This window comes from Rhizobium sp. NLR10b, assembly GCF_019685435.1.
Taxonomy (GTDB): Bacteria; Pseudomonadota; Alphaproteobacteria; order Rhizobiales; family Rhizobiaceae; genus Rhizobium.
The window spans coordinates 104,192-126,672 of the sequence record NZ_JABDWV010000006.1 but is presented as its reverse complement, the minus strand read 5'-3'; the positions used below and the strand labels follow the sequence as shown (position 1 = coordinate 126,672).

General features: G+C 61.5%; 23 protein-coding genes. 6 read left to right on the top strand and 17 right to left on the bottom strand.

Features of this window, described 5'->3' with window-relative positions; genetic code table 11:
- Positions 1 to 36: 36 nt before the first annotated feature.
- The 9 genes from leuC to ffh all read right to left on the bottom strand — a co-directional run bounded on the left by leuC (position 37) and on the right by ffh (position 7,966).
- Entirely contained in the window at positions 37 to 1,446 is a 1,410-nt protein-coding gene (leuC, locus tag HJB91_RS11505) for a 3-isopropylmalate dehydratase large subunit (protein ID WP_221146137.1), read from the bottom strand.
- A gap of 275 nt (positions 1,447 to 1,721) precedes the next feature.
- A complete protein-coding gene (locus HJB91_RS11500; protein ID WP_221154773.1) occupies positions 1,722 to 2,540 on the bottom strand; it encodes an amino acid ABC transporter permease in 819 nt (272 codons plus the stop codon).
- A gap of 11 nt (positions 2,541 to 2,551) precedes the next feature.
- Positions 2,552 to 3,349 (bottom strand): basic amino acid ABC transporter substrate-binding protein, encoded by a 798-nt coding sequence (locus HJB91_RS11495; protein ID WP_210633018.1) that lies wholly within the window; start codon positions 3,347 to 3,349, stop codon positions 2,552 to 2,554.
- 137 nt (positions 3,350 to 3,486) lie between these two features.
- On the bottom strand, positions 3,487 to 4,029 hold the full coding sequence (gene rplS, locus HJB91_RS11490; RefSeq protein WP_064805537.1) for a 50S ribosomal protein L19: 543 nt from the start codon (positions 4,027 to 4,029) through the stop codon (positions 3,487 to 3,489).
- Between the two features lie 210 nt (positions 4,030 to 4,239).
- Positions 4,240 to 4,941 carry a tRNA (guanosine(37)-N1)-methyltransferase TrmD gene (trmD, locus tag HJB91_RS11485; RefSeq protein ID WP_210633017.1) on the bottom strand — a complete coding sequence of 234 codons (702 nt, stop codon included), beginning with the start codon at positions 4,939 to 4,941 and terminating at the stop codon, positions 4,240 to 4,242.
- The gene (gene rimM, locus HJB91_RS11480; protein WP_210633016.1) at positions 4,941 to 5,507 is read right to left on the bottom strand and encodes a ribosome maturation factor RimM; all 567 of its coding nucleotides are present in this window, start codon (positions 5,505 to 5,507) and stop codon (positions 4,941 to 4,943) included. The genes trmD and rimM overlap by 1 nt, the downstream gene beginning before the upstream one ends.
- Positions 5,508 to 5,622: 115 nt before the next feature.
- The gene (gene rpsP / locus HJB91_RS11475; protein ID WP_037116834.1) at positions 5,623 to 5,994 is read right to left on the bottom strand and encodes a 30S ribosomal protein S16; all 372 of its coding nucleotides are present in this window, start codon (positions 5,992 to 5,994) and stop codon (positions 5,623 to 5,625) included.
- A 48-nt stretch (positions 5,995 to 6,042) separates the two neighbouring features.
- The gene (locus tag HJB91_RS11470) at positions 6,043 to 6,363 is read right to left on the bottom strand and encodes a chorismate mutase (protein WP_011427149.1); all 321 of its coding nucleotides are present in this window, start codon (positions 6,361 to 6,363) and stop codon (positions 6,043 to 6,045) included.
- Positions 6,364 to 6,379: 16 nt separating this feature from the next.
- Positions 6,380 to 7,966: a signal recognition particle protein gene (gene ffh / locus HJB91_RS11465; RefSeq protein WP_210633015.1), complete on the bottom strand. Its 1,587-nt coding sequence runs from the start codon at positions 7,964 to 7,966 to the stop codon at positions 6,380 to 6,382.
- Between the two features lie 400 nt (positions 7,967 to 8,366).
- Between ffh and HJB91_RS11460 the strand changes: the two genes are divergently transcribed.
- From HJB91_RS11460 to HJB91_RS11435, 6 genes are all read left to right on the top strand, one after another.
- Entirely contained in the window at positions 8,367 to 8,591 is a 225-nt protein-coding gene (locus tag HJB91_RS11460; RefSeq protein WP_042119085.1) for a hypothetical protein, read from the top strand.
- A gap of 112 nt (positions 8,592 to 8,703) precedes the next feature.
- A complete protein-coding gene (dapF, locus tag HJB91_RS11455; RefSeq protein ID WP_221154771.1) occupies positions 8,704 to 9,609 on the top strand; it encodes a diaminopimelate epimerase in 906 nt (301 codons plus the stop codon).
- On the top strand, positions 9,606 to 10,877 hold the full coding sequence (mtaB, locus tag HJB91_RS11450; protein ID WP_221154769.1) for a tRNA (N(6)-L-threonylcarbamoyladenosine(37)-C(2))-methylthiotransferase MtaB: 1,272 nt from the start codon (positions 9,606 to 9,608) through the stop codon (positions 10,875 to 10,877). Before dapF ends, mtaB begins: the two co-directional genes overlap by 4 nt.
- A gap of 16 nt (positions 10,878 to 10,893) precedes the next feature.
- On the top strand, positions 10,894 to 12,471 hold the full coding sequence (gene ftsY, locus HJB91_RS11445; RefSeq protein ID WP_221154767.1) for a signal recognition particle-docking protein FtsY: 1,578 nt from the start codon (positions 10,894 to 10,896) through the stop codon (positions 12,469 to 12,471).
- A 78-nt stretch (positions 12,472 to 12,549) separates the two neighbouring features.
- Entirely contained in the window at positions 12,550 to 13,194 is a 645-nt protein-coding gene (locus HJB91_RS11440; RefSeq protein ID WP_221146126.1) for a septation protein A, read from the top strand.
- Positions 13,191 to 13,778 (top strand): DUF2585 domain-containing protein, encoded by a 588-nt coding sequence (locus HJB91_RS11435; RefSeq protein ID WP_221146124.1) that lies wholly within the window; start codon positions 13,191 to 13,193, stop codon positions 13,776 to 13,778. Before HJB91_RS11440 ends, HJB91_RS11435 begins: the two co-directional genes overlap by 4 nt.
- Positions 13,779 to 13,816: 38 nt before the next feature.
- On the opposite strand, the gene HJB91_RS11430 is transcribed toward HJB91_RS11435, so the two are convergent.
- The 8 genes from HJB91_RS11430 to HJB91_RS11395 are packed head-to-tail and all read right to left on the bottom strand — an operon-like array spanning position 13,817 to position 22,352.
- Positions 13,817 to 14,821 (bottom strand): DUF4365 domain-containing protein, encoded by a 1,005-nt coding sequence (locus HJB91_RS11430; RefSeq protein ID WP_259669879.1) that lies wholly within the window; start codon positions 14,819 to 14,821, stop codon positions 13,817 to 13,819.
- A 51-nt stretch (positions 14,822 to 14,872) separates the two neighbouring features.
- Positions 14,873 to 15,406 carry an NADH-quinone oxidoreductase subunit B family protein gene (locus tag HJB91_RS11425; protein WP_168302249.1) on the bottom strand — a complete coding sequence of 178 codons (534 nt, stop codon included), beginning with the start codon at positions 15,404 to 15,406 and terminating at the stop codon, positions 14,873 to 14,875.
- A gap of 12 nt (positions 15,407 to 15,418) precedes the next feature.
- Entirely contained in the window at positions 15,419 to 16,936 is a 1,518-nt protein-coding gene (locus HJB91_RS11420) for a nickel-dependent hydrogenase large subunit (protein WP_221154764.1), read from the bottom strand.
- Between the two features lie 11 nt (positions 16,937 to 16,947).
- The gene (locus HJB91_RS11415; RefSeq protein ID WP_221154761.1) at positions 16,948 to 18,411 is read right to left on the bottom strand and encodes a hydrogenase 4 subunit F; all 1,464 of its coding nucleotides are present in this window, start codon (positions 18,409 to 18,411) and stop codon (positions 16,948 to 16,950) included.
- Entirely contained in the window at positions 18,408 to 19,073 is a 666-nt protein-coding gene (locus tag HJB91_RS11410) for a hydrogenase-4 component E (RefSeq protein ID WP_221146108.1), read from the bottom strand. The genes HJB91_RS11415 and HJB91_RS11410 overlap by 4 nt, the downstream gene beginning before the upstream one ends.
- On the bottom strand, positions 19,073 to 20,029 hold the full coding sequence (locus tag HJB91_RS11405; protein ID WP_210633004.1) for a respiratory chain complex I subunit 1 family protein: 957 nt from the start codon (positions 20,027 to 20,029) through the stop codon (positions 19,073 to 19,075). The genes HJB91_RS11410 and HJB91_RS11405 overlap by 1 nt, the downstream gene beginning before the upstream one ends.
- The gene (hyfB, locus tag HJB91_RS11400; RefSeq protein WP_221154759.1) at positions 20,020 to 22,041 is read right to left on the bottom strand and encodes a hydrogenase 4 subunit B; all 2,022 of its coding nucleotides are present in this window, start codon (positions 22,039 to 22,041) and stop codon (positions 20,020 to 20,022) included. The genes HJB91_RS11405 and hyfB overlap by 10 nt, the downstream gene beginning before the upstream one ends.
- Positions 22,038 to 22,352, bottom strand: coding sequence for a helix-turn-helix domain-containing protein (locus tag HJB91_RS11395; protein ID WP_405047659.1), 315 nt, complete (start codon positions 22,350 to 22,352; stop codon positions 22,038 to 22,040). Before HJB91_RS11395 ends, hyfB begins: the two co-directional genes overlap by 4 nt.
- Between the last annotated feature and the right edge of the window lie 129 nt (positions 22,353 to 22,481).

The window sequence follows — 22,481 nt, the reverse complement described above, 5'->3', positions numbered from 1 at the left end:
CACCGGGCGGCTTTATCTTTCATTCCGCCCGGCGGGTCAGTTCCATTCGCGGATATCGACGAAGTGCCCGGCGATCGCGGCGGCGGCTGCCATGGCCGGCGAGACGAGATGCGTGCGGCCCTTGAAGCCCTGACGGCCTTCGAAATTGCGGTTCGACGTCGAGGCGCAACGCTCGCCCGGCTTCAGCCGGTCGTCGTTCATGGCAAGGCACATGGAGCAGCCCGGCTCGCGCCAGTCAAAGCCGGCGGCCTTGAAGATCTTGTCGAGGCCTTCGGCTTCCGCCTGTTCCTTGACGAGGCCGGAGCCCGGAACGATCATCGCGTTGACGGTCGAGGCGACGGTCTTGCCCTCGACGACCTTGGCAGCGGCGCGCAGGTCTTCGATGCGGCCGTTGGTGCACGAGCCGATGAAGACGCGATCGACAGCGATGTCGGTCATCTTCGTGCCCGGCTTCAGGCCCATATAGTCAAGCGCACGCCACTTGGAGGCACGCTTGGTTTCGTCCTGGATTTCATCCGGGTTCGGCACGATGCCCTGGACGGAGACGACATCCTCAGGAGAAGAACCCCAGGAGACGATCGGCGGCAGTTCGGCGGCGTTCAGCTTGACGATGCGGTCGAAATGAGCGCCTTCGTCTGATTTCAGCGTCTTCCAATAGGCGATCGCCTGTTCCAGCGCTTCGCCCTTCGGCGCGCGCGGCTTGCCCTTGATATATTCGAAGGTGATTTCGTCAGGGGCAATGAGGCCGGCGCGGGCGCCGCCTTCGATCGACATGTTGCAGATCGTCATGCGGCCTTCCATCGACAGCGAACGGATCGCTTCGCCGGCATATTCGATGACGTAGCCGGTGCCGCCAGCGGTGCCGATCTCGCCGATGATGGCCAGAACGATATCCTTGGCGGTGACGCCTGCCGGCAGCTGGCCGTCGACCTGCACCAGCATGTTCTTGGCCTTCTTCTGGATCAGCGTCTGGGTGGCGAGAACGTGCTCGACCTCGGACGTGCCGATGCCGTGGGCGAGCGAGCCGAAGGCGCCATGGGTGGAGGTGTGGCTGTCGCCGCAGACGATCGTCATGCCCGGCAGGGTGAAGCCCTGTTCCGGCCCGATGATGTGGACGATGCCCTGGCGCTTATCGTTCTCGGAATAATATTCGACGTTGAACTCGGCGGCGTTCTTGGCGAGCTGCTCGACCTGGATGCGGCTTTCCTCGTTCTTGATGCCGAGATGGCGGTCGGCCGAGGTGGGAACGTTGTGGTCGACAACGGCGAGCGTCTTTTCCGGGGCGCGAACCTTGCGGCCGGACATGCGCAGGCCTTCGAAAGCCTGCGGCGAGGTGACTTCATGGACCAGATGGCGGTCGATGTAGAGAAGACAGGTGCCGTCTGCCTGCTCGTCGACCAGGTGGTCGTCCCAGATCTTGTCGTAGAGGGTACGCGGTGCGCTCATGGCGGTAAGTCCGTTTTTGGAAGCTTTGGAAAATCGGAAAAAGCGGATCAGGCTCCGCTGGCCGTCATTCGATCAACGAAGTCGGCTGTTGAGCGCACCGGAGACGCATGCGAAGAATCGCGCCGGCAGGCGATAATGATCCTGCAGCACGAAAATATGCGCGCCAATGCAACTGAACTTGGATTCCATGGCGCTGGATATAGCGATTTTTGATCGAAACGGCAATTCGAATCGTGAAGCGCATCCTTGGCGCGTCCGCATGGAGGCAAAGTGCTCTAGCGCCGCGGCATCTGCTTCATCTTCTTCTCGACCCGCCGCAGGAAAAGCGACAGGCCGATCGTCAGGATCAGGTAGATATAGGTGACGATCGAGTAGGTCTCGAAGAAGCGGAAGGAGCCGGAGGCGTAGACCTTGCCCATCTGCGTGATGTCGGCCACGCCGAGCACCGAAACGAGGGACGAATCCTTCACCATCGAGACGAAATCGTTGGAGAGCGGCGGGAGGATGACCCGGATCGCCTGCGGGAACACAACGAGCCGGAATCGGCGGTAGCGCGACAGGCCGAGCGACTTGGCCGCCTCGATCTGACCGATATCGACGGACTGGAAACCGGCGCGGAAGATCTCGGCAATGAAGGAGGAATAGCCGATCATCAACGCAATGATGGCGCGCCACATCAGCGACAGGTCGCGCACCAGAATCGGTTCCGTAACGCCTGATTTCACCAGGGGTGTGATCATGAAGTTATAGGCCGCGACGAAACCGGGTGCGCCGACGAAGGCGATGTAGAAGAGCAGCACCAGGATCGGGATGCCGCGGATGATCTCGATGTAGAAACGGGCGACCTGACGCAGCACGATGCTGTCGGACAGGCCAAGCAGCGAGATACCGAGACCAAGCACTGTCGCCAGCATGAAGGCGACCAGTGTCACGAACACGGTAATGCCTGCGCCATTGACCACGGTCTGGAAGACCTGCGCATAAATATCGTTGGTGACGATGACGACTGCGAGGACGATGCCGATCAGGATAAGGAGGGCCAGCCACCAAGGGCGGTCTTCCTTCTCCTGTCGCGGGTATGGTTGTGGCGCCATTGCTCGGGGGATTATTCGCCCATTTTGTAGTCGAGGAACCACTTCTTGTTCAGCGCCTCGAAGGTGCCGTCAGCTTTCAGCGCTGCGATGGCGGCATTGACAGGGGCGACGAGATCAGAGCCCTTCGGGAAGATGAAGCCGAAATCCTCGGTGCCGAGCGGTTCGCCAACCACCTTCAGGGCGCCGTTCGAGGAATCGACATAACCCTTGGCGGCGACGCTGTCGGTGAGGACGAGATCGACGTCGCCGGTCTTCAGGGCCTGCACGGTTGCACCGAAGGTTTCGAATAGCTTGATGCGCGGGTTCTGTTCGTTGCCGTCGAGGATCTCATAGACGGCGGTGTAGAAAGGCGAGGTGCCGGGCTGAGCGCCGATCAGGCCGTCCTTGAATTCACCGAAGGACTTGGCGTCGGCGAAGCGCTTCTCATCACCGCGTACCAGCATGAATTGCTGCGAGCGCATATAGGGATCGGAGAAGTCGACCTTCTGCTTACGGTCGTCCTTGATGGTGATGCCGGTCATGCCGATGTTGTACTGGCCGTCGGAAACCGCCTGGATCATCGCGTCCCAGCTGGTGTTCTGATATTCGACCTTGAAGTTCAGCCGCTTGGCGATCTCGTTCATCGCATCATATTCCCAGCCGATCGCCTTGCCGGATTTCGGATCGACGAACTGCAGCGGCGGATAGGCATTCTCGGTGACGACGATGACGCTCTTGCCGCCGAGATCCGGCAGCTCGGCGGCCGATGCGGCTATAGGTGCAAGCACAAGGGCGGCGAAGCTTGCGAGAACGGTGCGACGAAACAGCATAGAACGGCTCCAAAATTGAACGGCAAAATTGTCACGGATGACCTGCCGAAGGCAAGGCCGCCGGTCATGCGCAAGCGCAAAAAATAGAAAAGGCGATCCGAAGACCGCCTTTCCAGAAACAGAATTTTGCGCAGATCTTATTCTGCGGCCTTCTCGGCTTCGGCCGCAGCAGCTGCTTCGGCAGCGGCCTTGGCTTCCGCAGCTTCTGCTGCTGCCTTTTCGGCGGCGAGTGCCTGGGCGGCTGCAACCTTCTCGGCTTCGATACGGGCTTTTTCCTCGGCGACAGCAGCGCGCTCGGCGTCGTTGAGCTTGCGGGCGCGAACGCCGGTGTCTTCAACGATACGAGCCGACTTGCCGCGACGGTCGCGGAGGTAATAGAGCTTGGCGCGACGGACCTTACCGCGGCGAACGACGTCGACGCTTTCGATCATCGGCGAGTAGACCGGGAATACGCGCTCGACGCCTTCGCCGTAGGAGATCTTGCGAACCGTGAAGTTTTCCTGCAGGCCGCCGCCGGAGCGGGCGATGCAAACGCCTTCATAGGCCTGGACGCGGGTACGGTTGCCTTCCGTGACCTTGACGTTGACGCGGACGGTGTCGCCCGGGGAGAATTCGGGGAGGGTGCGCTTGGCTTCGATCTTGGCGGCCTGTTCGGCCTCGAGCTGCTGGATGATGTTCATCGTCTCAACCTTTGGTTCTTCTGAAACAGCCAGAGCGCTCACACTGTCCTTCGGTCGATGCCTCCGGAGTTTGCCCTTGCGGACGGGAGCGGATTCGCCATTCTTTGTTTGCTGGCAGACGGGGCTAACCCCATTTCCGCGTGCGCCATTACACGAAAGGCCGGGGCTTGTCATCCCTCACACGACATTTTTGTGAAAAGGACGGCGAAATCAGCCGTTTTTCTCGGTTTTAGCGCGATCGAGCAGGTCCGGCCGCCGTTCCCGCGTCAGCCGCACCGCTTCCTGGTGGCGCCACTTCTCGATGGCACCGTGGTTGCCGGAGGTCAAGACGGAGGGAATTTCCCGGCCTTCCCACTCTTGTGGCCGGGTATAATGGGGATGTTCCAGCAGCCCGCCCTCGAAGCTTTCGTGCAGGCCGGAAAGATCGTTGCCCATGACGCCGGGCAGGATGCGGATGATCGCATCAAGCAGGATCAGCGCCGCCGGCTCGCCGCCCGACAGCACGTAATCGCCGATCGAGACCTCTTCCAGTCCGCGCGCCTCGATCACCCGTTGGTCGACGCCCTCGAAGCGACCGCAGACGATGATGACGCCGTCACCCGTCGCAAGCTCACGCACGCGCTGCTGCGTCAGCGGCCGGCCGCGCGGGCTCATCAGCAGGCGCGGCCGGGGATCATTTTCACCGGCACTGTCGATCGCGCGGGCGAGAACGTCAGCCTTCAGCACCATGCCGGCGCCGCCGCCGGCCGGGGTGTCGTCGACGGTGCGGTGTCTGTCGGTGGCGAAATCGCGGATCTGCACCAGATCCAGCGACCATTGCCCCCGCTCCATCGCCTTGCCGGCAAGCGAGAAGCCAAGATGTCCCGGAAACATTTCCGGATAAAGTGTCAGTACGCGTGCCCGGAAAGCCATTATTTCTTCTTTTTCGGCTTGCCGGCGGTGAACTGCGAAAGCTCGGGTTCGTCGACCAGTCCCGCCGCCAGCGGGTCGATCAGCAGCGTACCGGCTTCGAGATCGATTTCCAGTACGGAGGCTTCCGAGAAGGGAATGAGAACCGGGCGCTTGCCCGGGCCCTTGAGCTCCAGGAGATCGCCGGCGCCGAAATCGAAGACGCCGGAGACCGTTCCGTAGCTGACGCCCTTGTCATCAAGCGCTTCGAGCCCTTCGAGATCGGCATAGTAAAATTCGTCGTCCTCGAGCTCCTCGTCCGGCAGGTTGTCTCGCTCGATATAGAGTTCAAGTCCGTTCAGCGCTTCGGCGGCGTTGCGGTCGTTGATGCCACGGAAGCGGACGACGACGACGTTCTTCATCTCGCGGATCTCGAGGATTTCGAAGCTGCGTCCGTCCATGCTGTGCAGAAGGCCGTAATCGCCGAGCGCGGTCGGATCGGCCGTATAGGCCTTGGCGCGCACCTCGCCCCTGAGGCCCTGCGCGCCACCGATCGTCGCCATCAAAACCGGGTTTTCAAGCTTTGTCATGGGTTCCTTCATGTGAAGCCGAAAGACAGGTTTCTCATAAACGAAGTGCGGGCGATTGGAAACGAAAACGGGCGGCATGTCGCCATGCCGCCCGTCTAAGAAAGGAAGGTTGCGATTATTCCGCAGCGTCGGCGGCAGCAGCGGCGGCGTCGGCGGCCTTCTGAGCCTTTTCGGCGGCACGTTCCTGGGCGCGCTTGCCCGGCTTCGCCTTGACGGGGTTGTTCTTGGCTTCACGCTTGGCAACGCCGGCTTCGTCGAGGAAGCGCAGAACGCGGTCGGTCGGCTGGGCACCGTTGTCGAGCCAGTGCTTGATGCGCTCGGCGTTCAGCTGAACGCGCTTCTCATCGTCCTTGGCAAGCATCGGGTTCCAGGAGCCGAGGTTTTCGAGGAAGCGGCCGTCACGCGGGCTGCGCGCATCGGCGAGCACGACGTGGTAATAGGGACGCTTCTTGGAGCCACCGCGGGCGAGACGAATTTTCAGGGCCATGTTCTTTACTCCTTAGGCTGTTCTTGACCGCTTCGTAGGGCGGCAGGGTTATCGGGCTGCGGCGCTCTGTTCAGCGTGATCCGCAGCGATCTGCTCATGATGCCGGATGACTTCCTTGATGACGAAGTTCAGGAACTTCTCGGCGAAATCCGGATCCAGATTGGCGGCCTTCGCCAGCTGGCGAAGGCGTTCGATCTGGTATTCCTCGCGCGCCGGATCGGCCGGCGGCAGATTGTATTTGGCCTTCAGCACGCCGACCTCTTTGGTGCAGCGGAAGCGTTCGGCCAGCATGTGCACGAGAGCGGCATCGATATTGTCGATCGACTGACGATAGCTCGCGAGCTGGGCTTTGACGTCTGGATCAATCATGGGGCAAACGATCCTTTCACTTCTTCTTCGGCAAGCCGGGCAATCCCGGGAAACCACCGCCAAGACCCGGCAGCTTGGCGCCGCCGAGGCCCGGCAAACCACCCGGCAGGCCGCCGAGACCGGGCATACCCCCACCCGGCTTTCCAAGCCCCGCCGCTTCCGCCTGCTTCTGCAGGGCTTCGAGCTGGCGAGGATCGATATTCGAGAGATCGGGCATGCCGCCCCCCATGCCACCCAGGCCGCCGCCAAGCCCCATCTTGCCGGCAAGGCCGCCCATCATCTGCTTCATCAGGCCGCCTTTGCCCTTGCCGCCCATCATCTTCATCATATCAGCCATCTGGCGGTGCATCTTCAGAAGCTTGTTGATGGCGGCGGCATCGGTGCCGGAACCGGCGGCGATGCGCTTCTTGCGCGAATGCTTGAGCAGGTCGGGATTGGCGCGCTCGGCCTTGGTCATCGATTGGATGATGGCGATCTGGCGGCCGAAAAGCTTATCGTCGAGGCCGGCGGCGGCCATCTTGTCCTTCATGCCGGCCATGCCGGGCATCATGCCCATGATGCCGCCCATGCCGCCCATCTTCTGCATCTGGCGCAGCTGATCGGCGAGATCGTCGAGGTCGAACTTGCCCTTGGCCATCTTGGCGGCCATGGCGGCCGCCTTCTCGGCGTCGATGTTTTCGGCCGCGCGCTCGACGAGCGAAACGATGTCGCCCATGCCGAGGATGCGGTCGGCGATGCGGCGGGGATGGAACTCCTCGAGCTCGCTCATCTTCTCGCCGACGCCGATCAGCTTGATCGGCTTGCCGGTGACGGCGCGCATCGAAAGGGCAGCACCGCCACGGCCGTCGCCGTCCATGCGGGTCAGCACGAGGCCGGTGATGCCGACGCGTTCGTCGAAGTTGCGGGCGAGATTGACGGCGTCCTGACCGGTGAGGCTATCGGCGACCAGCAGGATTTCATGCGGGTTCGACTTTTTCTTGATGTCGGCCATTTCGACCATCAAGGGCTCGTCGATATGGGTGCGGCCGGCGGTATCGAGGATGACGACGTCGTGGCCACCGAGCTTGGCCGCCTGCACGGCGCGGGCGGCGATATCGGTCGGCGACTGGCCTGCGATGATCGGCAACGTGTCGATATTGGCCTGGGCGCCGAGCTGGCGAAGCTGCTCTTGCGCGGCGGGACGGCGCGTGTCGAGCGATGCCATCAGCACCTTTTTCTTGTCGCGCGTCGACAGACGATTGGCGATCTTGGCGGTCGTCGTCGTTTTACCCGAGCCCTGCAGGCCGACCATCATGACCACGACGGGGGCCGGCGCATGCAGATCGATGCCCACACCTTCGCCACCCAGCATCTCGATCAGTTCGTCATGGACGATCTTGACGACCATCTGGCCGGGTTTGATCGACTTCAGGATCTCGGCGCCGACGGCCTTTTCACGCACGCGGTCGGTGAAGGAGCGCACGACGTCGAGCGCGACGTCGGCTTCCAGCAGCGCACGGCGAACCTCGCGCAGCGCAGCGGAAACATCGGCTTCCGAAAGCGCGCCACGGCCTGTCAGTCCATTCAGAATGGATCCAAGACGGTCCTGGAGGTTTTCAAACATCGGCTCTTCCTTGATACGTTTCGGGCGGCTTCGATATGCCCGGAAACGTCGTGCTTTTCCTTGACGAAAACAAGACGCAAAGCCAAAAAGCACCCGAGGGCGCATCGCGCTGTCGGGTGTTGACCTCCGGGATCTCGAAGTCCCGGTCGGCGGCTCGGAGTCATGTGGCTCGTCGCGGATTGGGCGCGATAAACAGGAAAGCGGCGGGAAAGTCAAGGCGAATGCGGGCAGATGGCCGCATGGCGGCTTTTCGGAAGCGGCGCCACGTGGGGCAAGCGGTTAAATTCCCGCTCACAGTTCAAATTCGCTATTTAGGCGAGTTGCAAAATATTCTGCTTGTGATTCTATTTTCCACTTAAGTGCGTCCTGTAAAATGATTCGTGAATATCCTTGATGCCGGATGATCCGGCGGAGATATCGAATGATCAATGCTGATATTGAAAGTTGGGCGCTGGCACGGGCCCATCATATTGTTCTCAACGAAGGCCTTAGTCTTGCAAAAGCGGCACAGGATCTGGACCGCAAACGGTCCCGCTCGCTGGTCTATGAGCTGAGAAAGGTCATCACCGCCGCTATCGTCGAGGCGCATGCGGCGTCGTTCGAGCCCGACGGCGGACAGCGGTAGAAGCCGGACGGCCCGAGACCTCGGTCGGCTGCAAGGCTTGCATGGCACTCACCCACTGGTAATTCCCTCGCGTTTCCGCCATATACAGCGGAAAGACGGACGGAATGATACCATGAACGCAACGGTCGAATTCGCGAGGATGAACGGGCTTGGCAACAAGATCCTGGTCGTCGACATGCGTGGGCGGCCGGACAAGGTGACGCCCGTGGCGGCAATCGCGCTCAATGCCGATCCTGAGACCGAGTTCGACCAGATCATGGCGATCCATGATCCGAAGGCCGACGGCACCGATGCCTTCATCGATATCCTGAATTCCGACGGCTCGAAGGCGCAGGCCTGCGGCAACGGCACACGCTGCGTCGTGCAGGCGCTTGCCGCCGAGACCGGAAAGAAGGCCTTCACCTTCCAGACGGTCGCTGGCATTCTCAATGCCGTCGAGCACGAGGACGGGACGATCTCCGTCGATATGGGCCGGCCGGTCTTCGATTGGAACAGGATTCCGCTGGCGGAAGAATTCCGCGACACCAGCCGCATCGAACTGCAAATCGGCCCGATCGACAATCCGGTGCTGCATTCGCCCTCGGCAATGTCGATGGGCAATCCGCACGCGATCTTCTGGGTGGACAGGGACGTGATGTCCTATGATCTCGCCCGCTTCGGGCCGTTACTCGAAAACCATCCGATGTTTCCCGAGCGCGCCAACATCACGCTGGCGCAGGTGACCTCGCCGACATCGGTGACGACGCGCACATGGGAGCGCGGTGCGGGACTGACGCTTGCCTGCGGTTCGGCCGCCTGTTCGGCCGCCGTCAGCGCGGCGCGCACCGGCCGCACCGGCCGCAAGGTCACGATCAACGTGGCAAGCGCCAAGCCGCCGGCGACACTTTCCATCGAATGGCGCGAGCGTGACGATCACGTCATCATGACGGGGCCGGCGGAATGGGAATGGTCGGGCCGGGTCGATCCTTCGACCGGCCTCTGGTCGCGCGACGGCACCCGAGAGGTCGAGGCGCAGTGAGCGGCATCGAGGTCATTACCTTCGGCTGCCGCCTCAACACATATGAATCCGAAGTGATGAAGGCGCAGGCCGAGAAGGCCGGGCTCAACAACGCCATCCTGGTCAACACCTGCGCCGTAACCGGCGAGGCCGTGCGCCAGGCCCGCCAGGCGATCCGCCGGGCGCGGCGCGACAATCCGCATGCCCGCATCATCGTCACCGGCTGCGCCGCGCAGACGGAAAAACAAACCTTCGCTGCCATGGGGGAGGTCGATGCGGTGCTCGGCAACGAGGAGAAGCTGACGAGCGCCTCTTATCGCAGCCTGCCGGATTTCGGCGTTTCGGCCGAAGAGAAGCTCCGCGTCAACGATATCATGAGCGTCAAGGCGACGGCGCCGCAGATGGTAAGGCACATCGACGGCCACGTGCGCGCCTTCATTCAGGTGCAGAACGGCTGCGACCATCGCTGCACCTTCTGCATCATCCCCTATGGCCGCGGCAATTCCCGCTCCGTGCCGATGGGTGCGGTCGTCGATCAGGCGCGCAAACTCGCCGACAGCGGTTATCGCGAGATCGTGCTGACCGGCGTCGACGCCACCAGCTATGGCGCCGATCTGCCCGGCGCGCCGACGCTCGGCCTTCTGGCGAAGACGCTGCTGAAACAGCTCCCTGAAATCCGTCGTCTGCGGCTTTCCTCGATCGACAGCATCGAGGCCGACGCCCATCTGATGGACCTCATTGCCGACGAGCCGCGTTTCATGCCGCATCTGCATCTATCGCTGCAGCATGGCGACGACATGATCCTGAAGCGGATGAAGCGCCGGCACTCGCGCGCCGATGCGCTGCGTTTCATCGAGGAAGCGCGCCGCCTTCGCCCTGAAATGAGCTTCGGCGCCGATATGATCGCCGGTTTCCCCACGGAAACGGAAGAGATGTTCGCCAATACAGTGCGGCTCGCCGAAGAGGCTGGCATCGCGCACCTGCACGTTTTCCCCTACAGCCCGCGTCCCGGCACGCCGGCCGCCCGCATGCCGCAGCTCGACCGGTCGCTGGTCAAGGATCGCGCGGCAAGGCTGCGCGCCACTGGACAGAGGCTGCATCAATCCCATCTCGATGGCATGGTCGGAACCCGGCAGTGGCTGCTTGTTGAAAACAACGGCCTGGCCCATACGGAAAACTTCACGCTGGTCGCAGCCGCCGGCCTTCGTCCCGGCGAACTTGTGCCGGCGACGATCACCGGCCACAATGGCAAGCATCTCGACATGCAATTGACGGCCGCAGCGGCCTGACTTTCACGGAATTCCCATGGCGCTCAGTTTCATCAAAAAGGTCTTCACCTTCGGCAAGCCGGCTGAGGAACCCCTGCCTGAGACCGTGGAAAGGGAGCTCGAGCCACGCTCGCGCGACGAGGACCTGCCGATTGCGGAAGATCCTGTTCTTCCCGAGGAGATGGATACGGCCGGCGGGCCGGCTGCGGATGTCGGCGAGGGCGCCGAGGAAGAGCGTGACGATGCTGAGCCCGCGATCCTGCCGGCTCCGGACCAGCTGAGCGATATCGGCGTTGTTCCGCTGTCGCTGCTGGAAGCCGAGGCGGAAGCGGAGACGGAAGCCCAGCCGATGGCTGTGGACGTGGTGGAAACACCCCCCTCTGTCCTTGCGGGACATCTCCCCCACAATGGGCGAGATCGTTCGGAGCCGGAGGTGTCGGTTTCCGCGGAAGAGACAGCGGATGGCGCAGACCTGCTTCCAGAAGAGCCAGAACTCGATGTGGAGCAAGAGATCGCCGTTCAGCCGATCTCCCCCCCTGTGGGGGAGATGCCCGGCAGGGCAGAGGGGGGGGTCACATCCGCCGAGCCTTCCGAGACGATTACGGAATGGCCGAAGGCTGAATCTCCCGTCCTCCCCAAAGGCTTCACCACCGGCCCTGCGATCATTGCACCGGAGCCCATTGCCCCGCAGCCGAAGCTCAGCTGGTTCCAGCGTCTGCGGAACGGGCTTGCGCGCACCTCCTCGCAGCTCACCGGCCAGATCACAGCGCTCTTCACCAAGCGCAAGCTCGACGACGAGACGCTGCAGGATCTCGAAGATCTGCTGATCCAGGCCGATCTCGGCGTCGAAACGGCGTTGCGCGTTACCGATACGCTGGCTTCCGAGCGCTATGGCAAGGATGTGACCGGCGAGGATGTCAGCCGGATTATGGCGTCCGAAATCGCCAAGGTTTTGACGCCGGTCGCCAAGCCGCTGCAGCTCGATCTCTCGCACAAGCCGCATGTCATCCTCGTCGTCGGCGTCAACGGTACCGGCAAGACGACGACGATCGGCAAGCTTGCGGCGAAGCTTTCGGGCGCCGGGCTGAAGGTGATGCTGGCCGCCGGCGATACATTCCGCGCGGCGGCGATCGAGCAGCTGAAGATCTGGGCTGAGCGAACCAATTCCGAATTCATCGGCACCAAGCTCGGCTCCGATGCCGCCGGTCTTGCCTATGATGCCTTCGAACAGGCGAAGGCGAAAAAATGCGACGTGCTGATCGTCGATACCGCCGGCCGGCTGCAGAACAAGGCCGAGCTGATGGCCGAGCTCGAAAAGATCGTGCGCGTGCTCGGCAAGCTCGATCCCGATGCGCCGCACACCGTACTGCAGACGCTCGACGCCACGACGGGGCAGAATGCGCTGAGCCAGGTCGAGATCTTCCGCAATGTCGCCGGCGTCAACGGGCTGATCATGACCAAGCTCGACGGCACGGCACGGGGCGGCATTCTCGTTGCGATCTCCGCCAAGCACAAGCTGCCGGTCTATTTCATCGGTGTCGGCGAGGGCGTGGAAGACCTGGAGCCGTTCGAGGCCGAGGATTTTGCCCATGCCATTGCCGGGCTCGGGCAATGATGCCACAGATATGCCGCCGAAAGCCTGCAAGGGACGGTCGGGAAACAGGTTTTCAGCAATAGCAGGTTCGAAGAACGCATGACCACCGAAAGCGATATCACCCCGTCCGCGGCCGACCGCCATCATCCGATACTGAAACTGGCGTTGGAACTCGGGCCGCTGATGATCTTCTTCTTCGCCAATCTGCGTGGCCAATGGCTGGTCGAAAAATTTCCCGCCCTTTCCGAACTGGGCGGGCCGCTGTTCGTCGCGACCGGGCTCTTCATGGCGGCGACGGTGATTTCGCTTGTAGTTTCGAAGATCGTGCTCGGCCATCTACCGATCATGCCCTTCGTCTCCGGCATCGTCGTCGTCATCTTCGGCTCGCTGTCGATCTGGCTGCAGAACGAGACCTTCATCAAGATGAAGCCGACCATCGTCAACACGCTCTTCGGGGTGGCGCTGCTCGGCGGGCTGGCCTTTGGCCGGTCGCTGCTCGGCTACGTCTTCAACGCCGCCTTCCAGCTCGATGCCGAAGGCTGGCGCAAACTCACGATCCGTTGGGGCATCTTCTTTCTGTTCCTCGCCGTGCTGAACGAAGTCGTCTGGCGCAACTTTTCCGACGATACCTGGGTCGCGTTCAAGGTCTGGGGCACGATGCCGATCACCATCATCTTCACGCTGGCGCAGATGCCGCTGGTGCTGAAACATAGCCTCAATCCCGAAACGGACGGTGAAAAGTGAGCGCTGCAGACGTCGAATACCGGATCAGGCATCAGACCTTCTGGTTCGTCGCGTGCCTTGCGGTCCTGGTCGCCCAAGTCGTCGCCGAGCATCTGATGGGGCGCGTGCCGATCTGCGCCTGCGGCTATGTCAAGCTGTGGGAGGGCGGGGTCAATACCAGCGGCAACTCGCAGCATCTGTCGGATTGGTACACGCCGTCGCACATTATCCACGGCTTCCTGTTTTACGGACTGAGCTATCTGCTCCTGCGCCGCAAGCCGCTGATGGCGCGTCTGCTCCTGGCGCTCGTCATCGAGTCCGGCTGGGAACTGCTGGAAAACTCCCCTCTCATCATCGACCGCTACCGCACCGCGACGATCGCGCTCGATTATTACGGCGACAGCATCCTGAATTCGGCGATGGACACCGTCTTCATGTGCGTCGGCTTCTTCTTCGCCTGGCGGGCGCCGATAGCGTTGACCGTGGCCGTCGCCATCTTCTTCGAGATTTCCACCGGGTATATGATCCGGGATAATCTGACACTGAATGTGCTGATGCTGATCTGGCCGGTTGAGGCGATCAAGATCTGGCAGGGTGGGGTTTAGGGGCAATAAAATCCCCTCCCCAATCTTTCCCGCTGCTCCTAATCCTGCCAATCGCGAGGATCGTGAGGTGTTCCCCGGCTGCGCCAAAACTCACTTTGCTCTTCTTCCGTGATGAAGTCCTGAGGTTCCGGGGCCGATGGCGCCTCATCCTCGGGATAGCCTGCAACCAGAAAATTCTCGGCCTCCAGATAGGCACGCGCTTCGGGCCGCAGTTCGACTTCCAGAATATGAACGGCAACCTCACCGGAATATTCCGAAATAGGTTCGGCATACGAATAGATCGCCCAGGGGAAAAGCCTGACCATGACGTCGTGGAGGTTGTGAGCTCGGAGACGATAATCGATCTGCACATCCGGCTCTGCCTCCTGGCCTTCACCGATGTAGATGCGGAGATTGCCAAAGATCGCAGTTGTATCGCCCCACTCGTCCCATACGAAAAACGTTGTCTGGTCTTGTATTTGCTCCATCAAAACGAGATCGAGCGCAAAGGCCGAGCGCATCAGGAATTCCGGATCAGTCGGTATCGCCTCCTCGAAACAGAGCCTGGCAGTGGCGTCGAGCAAGTTGGTTGCCGGGATGGCAATCGACCATTCCATCCTCACTTCCTCCCATAGCTGCTTCTCCATTCGCTGCCACAATATCAGTCCGGTTTCGGTGTCAACGATGATGACGCAAACGGGTAGCGAATGCCTCGCCCAACAGTCCAGATGGTGTTTTTCACCGCGATAGATGTAATGGCCTTCGGTTCTCTCCGCGCAGGACATCGGTCGGATCTGCAGCGGCAGAAGCCGGCCCGTTGGCCAACCGTTTTCGAGGATTTCAGCGCGAGCGTCGATACCGATGTTCGAATCCGTCTGCCTGCGGAAAGACCATCCGAAATCCCGGATGAAAACCTTCTCGACCAGGTCAATGGCAAGGCGTGTGGACGGATCCATTTGATGGATGTCCGGCTTTCGAGATTGTAACCGTCGCCGTGGCGGCTCCGGTGAAAAGGCCCTGCGCCGGACGGCAGCGAGAAGGCCGAGTGCCGCCGTGATCAGCATCCCAATTGCAACAAGTCCAGCCTGGAGAAGTCGAACCATTGAACCTCGCCGTCACGAAGCGCGGCCTCCTGTATCGACGTATTCAAGTAAAGAAAGAAGACCTCGGAGGATGTCCGTCGGCGACGGCGGGCAACCTGGAATATGAAGGTCGACGGGTATGACCTTGGAAACTCCGCCGACAACCGCATAACTGCCCGCAAAACAGCCACCGTCGCGGGCGCAACCACCGAGCGCAACCACCCACTTTGGAGCCGGTGTGGCGTTGTTTGTCCGTTCTAGTGCTTCGCGCATGTTCTTGGTTACGGGGCCGGTTACGAGCAGCACGTCGGCATGGCGCGGCGAGGCAACGAAACGCATGCCGAAACGCTCGATATCGTAGAAGGCATTGCTCAGCGCATGCATCTCCAACTCGCAGCCGTTACAGGAACCGGCATCGACTGCGCGGATTGATAGGCTGCGCCCAAGGCGCCGGCGCGCGGTTTTGTCGATAGCGGCGATGAGCTCTTCCATGGCCGCATCGGAGGGGGATGGCGCCGGTTCTGTCAGCGGCAGGCGGATCAGGTTTTCGAAAAGGAGTTTTCGCATGCGACCCTGCCTTCAAAGATCATGACCAGAATAGGAACAATTGAACGACTTGTTGCAGAGCGGGAAATCGGCAACGATATTGCCTTCGATCGCTGCCTCGATCAGCGGCCACTGAAACCAAGATGGATCGCGCAGATGGCAGCGTTCGACGACACCCTCCGGTGCAAGCCGAAGCCAGACCAGGACGTCACCACGAAAACCCTCGACAAGCGCCATGCCTTCCCGACGTTCACCGACGGAAGGGATCGCGTTGAGGATAGATCCGATCGGGAGACGATCGAGAATCTGCTCGATGAGCAACAGGCTCTCGTCGACCTCCCGAATACGGATCCAGACGCGGGCGTTAACGTCGCCGTCATTAAGCACCGGAACGCCGAAGACCAAATGATCATAGGGCGGGTAGAGCAAGACGTGCCGGGCATCGAAACCGCGCCCGGATGCGCGCCCGACGTAGCCGCCGGCCCCGTACGCGCGCGCCAATTCGGCGCGCAGCCTACCTGTGCCGACCGTCCGGTCCTGCAACGAGGCGGTGTTGTCGTAGAGCTCGACCAGGGCTGGAAACCGATGGCGGATTTCGAGAAGGAGGCTTCGCAAGCCGGCCGCTCCGCCGCCGTTCAGATCGCGGGTGACGCCGCCGGGCGCGATACGGTCGCGCATCAGGCGGTGACCGAAGGCGGCATCGGCTGCCCGCAACACACGCTCGCGCAGCGCGCCGCAATGAGCCAGCATCAGAGGAAACGCGGCGTCGTTGCAGATGGCGCCGATGTCGCCAAGATGGTTGGCGAGCCGTTCCAATTCCGCCATCAGAGCGCGCAACCAGATCGCCCGCGGCGGAACAACGATCCCCAATGCGGCCTCGACGGCACACGAAAAGGCATAGGCGTATGCGACGGTGCTGTCGCCGGACACTCTCCCGGCGAGCTGGGATCCGCGAATCGGATCCGCGCCCTCCATCAGCGCCTCTATCCCCTTGTGGACGTAACCGAGTCGCTCCTCAAGGCGGACGACCGTCTCGCCATTGGCTGCAAAGCGGAAATGTCCCGGCTCGATGATGCCGGCGTGCACCGGGCCAACCGCGATCTGGTGCAGACTGTCACCTTCGGCGGGCAAAAAGGCATAAGGACCGGCTTCCGGCAACGCGATCCCGCGTTCTCCGAGGGGATGGCGCAGATCCCAGCAGCCGTGATCGAGCCACGGCCGGCTATCCGGCAAATCCCGTGGGTCAAGCCCCGTGAGATCGCGGAGCGCCCGCTCCAGCCGCAAGGCCGGCGGATGCAATTGCGCGACGGAAGGATAGCCGCCCTCCTCCAGCTCTTCCAGACTGAGAACCCCGATTGCGCGGGTCGGTTCGTCGAGTAAGGCCATATGAACGGCACTCGCCTCGCCCCATAGACCGAGCAGGATCAGGCGCCCTTCGGATAGCGCCGATATGGCCGATGTCCATGTGACCGCATCGACGATGGCGCGTTGCCACGGAGCGTGGTGCGGTACGGAACGACCTTTCTCGAGGACATCACTGAGCGTCGACATCTCCCCTCGCATCATCGAAGAAGGTTGGCGATATGCTGGAACCAGGCAACCAGCTCTGACGGCAGATAGACGCCGGCGACAAGCACCAGCATGAGATGAGCATACATCGGCACATAGGATGCCTCGGCGGGCGCCGTGCTGCCGCGGGGCTGTCCGAACACCGCTCCCGTGAGCCGCAGCAGCAGTGCACCGAAAGCGACCAGCAATCCGAAGACGAGCGGAATGGCGAGCAGCGGTTGCTTTGCGAAAGCTGAACTGACGATCAGGAACTCGCTCATGAATATCCCCGCCGGCGGCACGCCGGCGATGGCGACAACGCCGGTCAGCAAGCCCCAGCCCAGCCCCGGATGCGTTTCGCTGAGGCCGCGGATGGCGGAGAGCCTTTGCGTTCCCTTGACCTGGGCGATATGGCCGACGGCGAAGAAGATCGCCGATTTCGTCAGCGAATGCATGACCATATGCAATAGTCCGGCGAAATTGGCGAATGGTCCGCCGAGGCCGAAAGCAAAGACGATCAGGCCCATGTGCTCGATCGAAGAATAGGCGAACAGGCGTTTGATGTCGCGGCGGCGGTAGAGCATGAAGGCCGCGAAAATCAGCGAGGCGAGCCCCATCGTCATCATCAGCGGTCCAGGCGCAAGAGCTTCGGGATTGGCCGACAACAGCATCTTGAAGCGCAAGACCGCATAGAGCGCGACATTCAGGAGCAAGCCGGATAGGACCGCCGAGATCGGCGTCGGGCCCTCGGCATGGGCATCCGGCAGCCAGGCATGCAATGGCGCGAGACCGATCTTGGTGCCATATCCAAGCAGCAGAAATACGAAAGCGACGTTGAGAAGCGCCGGATCGAAGGCCGAGGCGTGCTCAATCAGAATGGTCCAGACCATGGCGTCATAGCCTTCGCCGACGACCGGCTGCGCCGCCAGGTAGATGAGAATGGTGCCGAAGAGCGCAAACGCGATGCCGACGCTTCCCAGAATGAAATATTTCCAGGCAGCTTCCAGTGCTTCGTGGGTACGGTAGATGCCGACCATCAGCACGGTGGTGAGCGTTGCAAGCTCGACGGCGACCCACATCAGGCCGATATTGTTGGACACGAATGCCAGATTCATGCCGAACATCATGATCTGATACATGGCATGGTAGAAACGAAGGTTTGCAGGCGTCAGCCGGCCGATATCCAGTTCATGCGCAATGTAGCTGGAACTGAAGATGCTGGTGGTAAAGCCCACGAAGCTGTTGAGGACGATGAAGACGATATTGAGATCGTCGACGAGCAGATATTGCCCCGGAGCCGGCCGTTCGGCCGGGAACAAGGAAAGCGCGGCGAGCAAGGTCAGCAGGCTTGCAAATACGTTCAGCCGTGCGGTCATCCGATAACCGGGCAAAAGCGCCAGGAGGGCAGCCGCAACGAGCGGTATCACAAGGACGGCTGTCACGGCATCGAAGGCCACGACGGAGGAGAACGCATTCATTTCCGCCGTCTCCCTTTGAAGTCATCCAGCGCGCGGACATCGACCGTGTCGAAGCGTTCGCGGATGCGAAACAAAAAAACGCCGATGACGATGAAGGCGATCAGGATCGAGAAGGCGACGCTGATCTCGACGACGAGCGGCATGCCCTTGGCGCCGGTCGCGGCGAGCACCAGCCCATTTTCGAGCGACATGAAGCCCACGACCTGACTGACCGCGTTGCGGCGGGTGACCATGATCAGCAATCCCAGCAGCAGGACGGATAATGCGAAGGCGAGGTCCTCGCGCGCCAAAGGATCCGCCTCCGGCGTCACCCGCAGCATTATAACCGTCGCCAAAGCGACGAGAGCGATGCCAGCGAGCATGGTGGAGCCGATGCCGACAACGGCCTCGATCTCGCGGTGGATGCCGAGTTGGCGGATCATGCGATGGAGTACGACGGGGATAACGATTGCCTTGAAGACGAGAGCGATCGCCGCCGTGACATAGAGATGCGGAGCATCCTGGACGAAGGCCTGCCAAGCGACCGACATCGTCAATATCAGCGAATGCAGCGCGAAGACGTTGAGCAATGCGTAGAGACGGTCCTGATAGAGCATCATCATGCTGACCAAGACCAGGCCGCCGGCGAGCATATGGGCGATATCGAAGACCGCACCGTTCATCAAAGGCTCCTTGAAACGAAGCGCAACAGAGTCGCGAGCAGGCCGAGCATCAGCGCGGCGCCAAGAAATTCCGGCACCCGGAAAACCCGCATCTTGGCGGTTGCCGTTTCGAACAGGGCGAGGAGAGCACCGCCGACTGCGAGCTTGGCGAGATAGGCAAGGATGCCAGCCAGATAGGCAGAAGGGCCTTCTCCCAATTCGGCGAGTTTCCACGGAACGAACATGCAGGCGATCAACGAGATGTAGAGTTCGAGCTTCAGGAAGGCCGCCAATTCGATAATTGCGAGGTGCCGTCCGGAATATTCGAGCACCATGGCCTCATGCACCATGGTCAGTTCCAGATGGGTAGCGGGATTATCAACGGGAATACGCGCGTTTTCGGCGATTGCGATCATGACGAGCGCGATCAAGGCGATCGCCAGCGAAACCCGCAGCCCCACCTGCGGTGACGTCATGAAGGCGGCGATGCTCGAAAGCTGGGTCGAGCCGGCGATCAGGGCGAGCGTGAAGATGATGAGCAGCATCGACGGTTCTGCCAGCGTTGCGATCATCACTTCGCGGCTCGATCCGATGCCGCCGAAGCTGGTGCCGACGTCCATGCCGGCGAGCGCCAGAAAGAAACGCGCGCTGCCAAGCAGTGCGATGATGGCGATCAGATCGGCCGTCCAGCTAAAGATGAGGCCAGTGGCGAAAGTCGGGATGACTGCAGCCGCGACCCAGGTCGCGGCGAAGATGAGGTAGGGCGTTATCCGGAACAGCCATGACGCATTCTCGGCCAGCACCACTTCCTTGCGCACGAGCCGCAGAATGTCGCGGTAGGGCTGGATCATGGAGGGCCCCCGCCGGCGCAGCAACCGCGCCTTGATCAGACGGATAAAACCGGTCAGCAGCGGCGCGATCAGCACGACGAGCGCCATCTGAACGGCCTGGACGAGGAGAGCGGAGATCATGACCATAGCGCCAGCACCAGAAGCAGGAAGACGAGCGCGAGGAAGACCAGGCTCAGATAGCGCCGGATCGTCAGGAATTGCAGATGGTTGAGCTTTTCGGCGGCAAACCCGACGGCGCCGACGATCGGCAGGTAGAGCCCTTCCCAAATCAGGTCATGCGCCTCGACGGAAAAACGCGCCGGCCGAAGATCCCCCGGCGGCGGCATGTCCACCCTTTCGCGGACGCGGAAAACCACTGTCCCGAAAACGCGCCGAACCGGCTGGGCAAAGCTGCCTGCCGTGTATTGCGTCGCCGGGTTGATTTCGGGAAAGCCGCAATCCCAGGCGGGCGCCCGGCGCAGCGCCCGCGAGGCGAAACGGTGGATGAGATAGGCCGTCGACGACGCTGAGAAGAGGGTGAACAGGAATACCAGAAGACCATTATAGGTACTGCGGCTCTCGGCGATCGGCACAATCGACAGCCATGGAATATCCGTCTGCATCGGCACCTGTTCCCCGATCAGCGACAGCGTTACGGGCGCGAGCGCATCGATGACGATCCCCGGCAGGATGCCCGCCAGAAGACACAGCGCGGCCAGCACGCACATCGCCGCGAGCGAGAAGCGATCGACCTCCACCGCCTTCTCGGCCACAATGGTGCGAGGACGACCGAGAAAGGTCACGCCGAATGTCTTGACGAAACAGGCAGCCGCCAGGGCAGCCGATAAAGCCAGCATGCCGCCCACCGCCGGCACCAGAATCTTCAAGCCCCATTGCGGCAGAACCGGGCTCTGCAGCATAGCCTGGAACGACAGCCACTCGGAAACAAAGCCATTGAATGGCGGCAGGGCCGAGATCGCGACGCAGCCGACGAGGAAAACGACGCTCGTGACCGGCATGCGATGGATAAGGCCGCCGAGCTTGTCCATGCTCCGCTCACCGGTCGCCGTCAGCACCGCGCCGGCGCCGAAGAAGAGCAAGCTCTTGAAGAATGAATGGTTGAGGACATGAAATAGCGCGGCAGTCAGCGCTAATGCTGCCGCCAGCCCCATACCGTTCGCCTTGAAGGCAAGCGCCAGCCCGAGGCTGACGAAGATCACCCCGATGTTTTCGATGGTGCTGTAGGCGAGCAATCGTTTGAGATCGCTCTCCATCAGCGCCTGCAGGATGCCGAGCACGGCGCTCCCGCTGCCGATGATCAGCACGACGATACCCGACCACCAGGTCGGCATGCCGAGCAGATCGAAGACCACCCGGATGAAACCATAGACCGCGACCTTGGTCATGACGCCGCTCATCAAGGCGGAAACATGGCTTGGGGCTGCTGGATGCGCCAGCGGCAACCAGACATGCAGCGGCACGAGACCAGCCTTGGAACCGGCGCCGAGCAGCAGCAGGACAAGCGCGAGGCCGGCCACAAACGGACTGTGCGCCGATAACCGCATGGCTGCGAAGCTATAATCGCCGGCAGATCCTGCAAGCAGGCCGAATGCGAGCAACAGGGCAAGCGAGCCGGCGCTCGCCATGACGATGTAGACGTAGCCGGCCTTCCGGTTATCGGCATCGCGATGGTGGGCCATCACCAGCGCCCAGGAAGCAAGCGACATGAACTCCCAGGAGATGAGGAAGGTGAAGGCATCGTCTGCCAGGATCACCAGGTTCATGCCGGAGAGGAAGGCGGGAAAGAACGGCAGCACGCGATGCGGCGCATGTTCGTGACGGCCGTAACCAAGGGCGTAGAGAGCCGAAAGGGCACTACCGAGATTGACGACGATTATGAAGAAGGCAGCGAGCGCATCGAGCCGGAAATGGCTTCCCAGCCACGGGAGGCCGATAGGAAGGGCAAGCAACGATGCTTCGGCGGAAGGAAGCCCTCCGCCAAGATATGCGAGGGCAGTGACAAAGGCGATGGCGGAGAAAGCCAGGCTCACACCGTAGACAACTGGCGTCGACCGGCTCGAATGAGTGAGCAGTACCGCCAAAACCGCCGTCCCAAGCAATGCCGCCGCGCATAACAATAGGACTGAAACCGATGTCACGAGTTCGTCCTCGCTGTGGACAAGGACGCCAACCGTTCCGTGGTTGCGCTCTCTGAGGGCTTGGTCTTCGCTTTAAGCCTGACCCCGCGCCCGCCATCCGTGCTAACGGCTCCCTCGTTGATCACCTCGACACCTGCACTGTCCAGCGCCGCCAGCAGACGCATCAGGGTGTCGACATTCCCGCGCACCACATCGGCACTCGCCTCCATTCTCTGGATCGTCGGAACCGAAACTCCCGTCAGTTCGGCCAACTGCCGCTGGTCGATACCGAGAATGGCCCTGGCGGCCCGCATCTGAGCTGCAGTGATCACGATTAAACATCGCTTATCTTGCGCACACTCTGACAGTTGAGGTCCATGATGTGCCTATTGATGTCTGAAATCAATATTCTGATGTCTAGGCAGAGGTTTTGATATGAACCATCGCGAAAAGATTGATCG

Excerpts from the sequence above, each read along its gene's own strand:
- HJB91_RS11495 (WP_210633018.1), bottom strand. The coding sequence starts at position 3,349 with ATGCTGTTTCGTCGCACCGTTCTCGCAAGCTTCGCCGCCCTTGTGCTT.
- leuC (WP_221146137.1), bottom strand. The coding sequence starts at position 1,446 with ATGAGCGCACCGCGTACCCTCTACGACAAGATCTGGGACGACCACCTG.
- HJB91_RS11440 (WP_221146126.1), top strand. The coding sequence starts at position 12,550 with ATGACCACCGAAAGCGATATCACCCCGTCCGCGGCCGACCGCCATCAT.
- rpsP (WP_037116834.1), bottom strand. The coding sequence starts at position 5,994 with ATGGCCCTGAAAATTCGTCTCGCCCGCGGTGGCTCCAAGAAGCGTCCC.
- HJB91_RS11470 (WP_011427149.1), bottom strand. The coding sequence starts at position 6,363 with ATGATTGATCCAGACGTCAAAGCCCAGCTCGCGAGCTATCGTCAGTCG.
- ffh (WP_210633015.1), bottom strand. The coding sequence starts at position 7,966 with ATGTTTGAAAACCTCCAGGACCGTCTTGGATCCATTCTGAATGGACTG.
- HJB91_RS11415 (WP_221154761.1), bottom strand. The coding sequence starts at position 18,411 with ATGAATGCGTTCTCCTCCGTCGTGGCCTTCGATGCCGTGACAGCCGTC.
- ftsY (WP_221154767.1), top strand. The coding sequence starts at position 10,894 with ATGGCGCTCAGTTTCATCAAAAAGGTCTTCACCTTCGGCAAGCCGGCT.
- HJB91_RS11420 (WP_221154764.1), bottom strand. The coding sequence starts at position 16,936 with ATGTCGACGCTCAGTGATGTCCTCGAGAAAGGTCGTTCCGTACCGCAC.
- HJB91_RS11405 (WP_210633004.1), bottom strand. The coding sequence starts at position 20,029 with ATGGTCATGATCTCCGCTCTCCTCGTCCAGGCCGTTCAGATGGCGCTC.
- rimM (WP_210633016.1), bottom strand. The coding sequence starts at position 5,507 with ATGACAAAGCTTGAAAACCCGGTTTTGATGGCGACGATCGGTGGCGCG.
- rplS (WP_064805537.1), bottom strand. The coding sequence starts at position 4,029 with ATGAACATCATCCAGCAGCTCGAGGCCGAACAGGCCGCCAAGATCGAA.
- HJB91_RS11410 (WP_221146108.1), bottom strand. The coding sequence starts at position 19,073 with ATGAACGGTGCGGTCTTCGATATCGCCCATATGCTCGCCGGCGGCCTG.
- HJB91_RS11430 (WP_259669879.1), bottom strand. The coding sequence starts at position 14,821 with ATGCTGATCACGGCGGCACTCGGCCTTCTCGCTGCCGTCCGGCGCAGG.
- HJB91_RS11425 (WP_168302249.1), bottom strand. The coding sequence starts at position 15,406 with ATGCGAAAACTCCTTTTCGAAAACCTGATCCGCCTGCCGCTGACAGAA.
- HJB91_RS11460 (WP_042119085.1), top strand. The coding sequence starts at position 8,367 with ATGATCCGGCGGAGATATCGAATGATCAATGCTGATATTGAAAGTTGG.
- trmD (WP_210633017.1), bottom strand. The coding sequence starts at position 4,941 with ATGGCTTTCCGGGCACGCGTACTGACACTTTATCCGGAAATGTTTCCG.
- dapF (WP_221154771.1), top strand. The coding sequence starts at position 8,704 with ATGAACGCAACGGTCGAATTCGCGAGGATGAACGGGCTTGGCAACAAG.
- HJB91_RS11500 (WP_221154773.1), bottom strand. The coding sequence starts at position 2,540 with ATGGCGCCACAACCATACCCGCGACAGGAGAAGGAAGACCGCCCTTGG.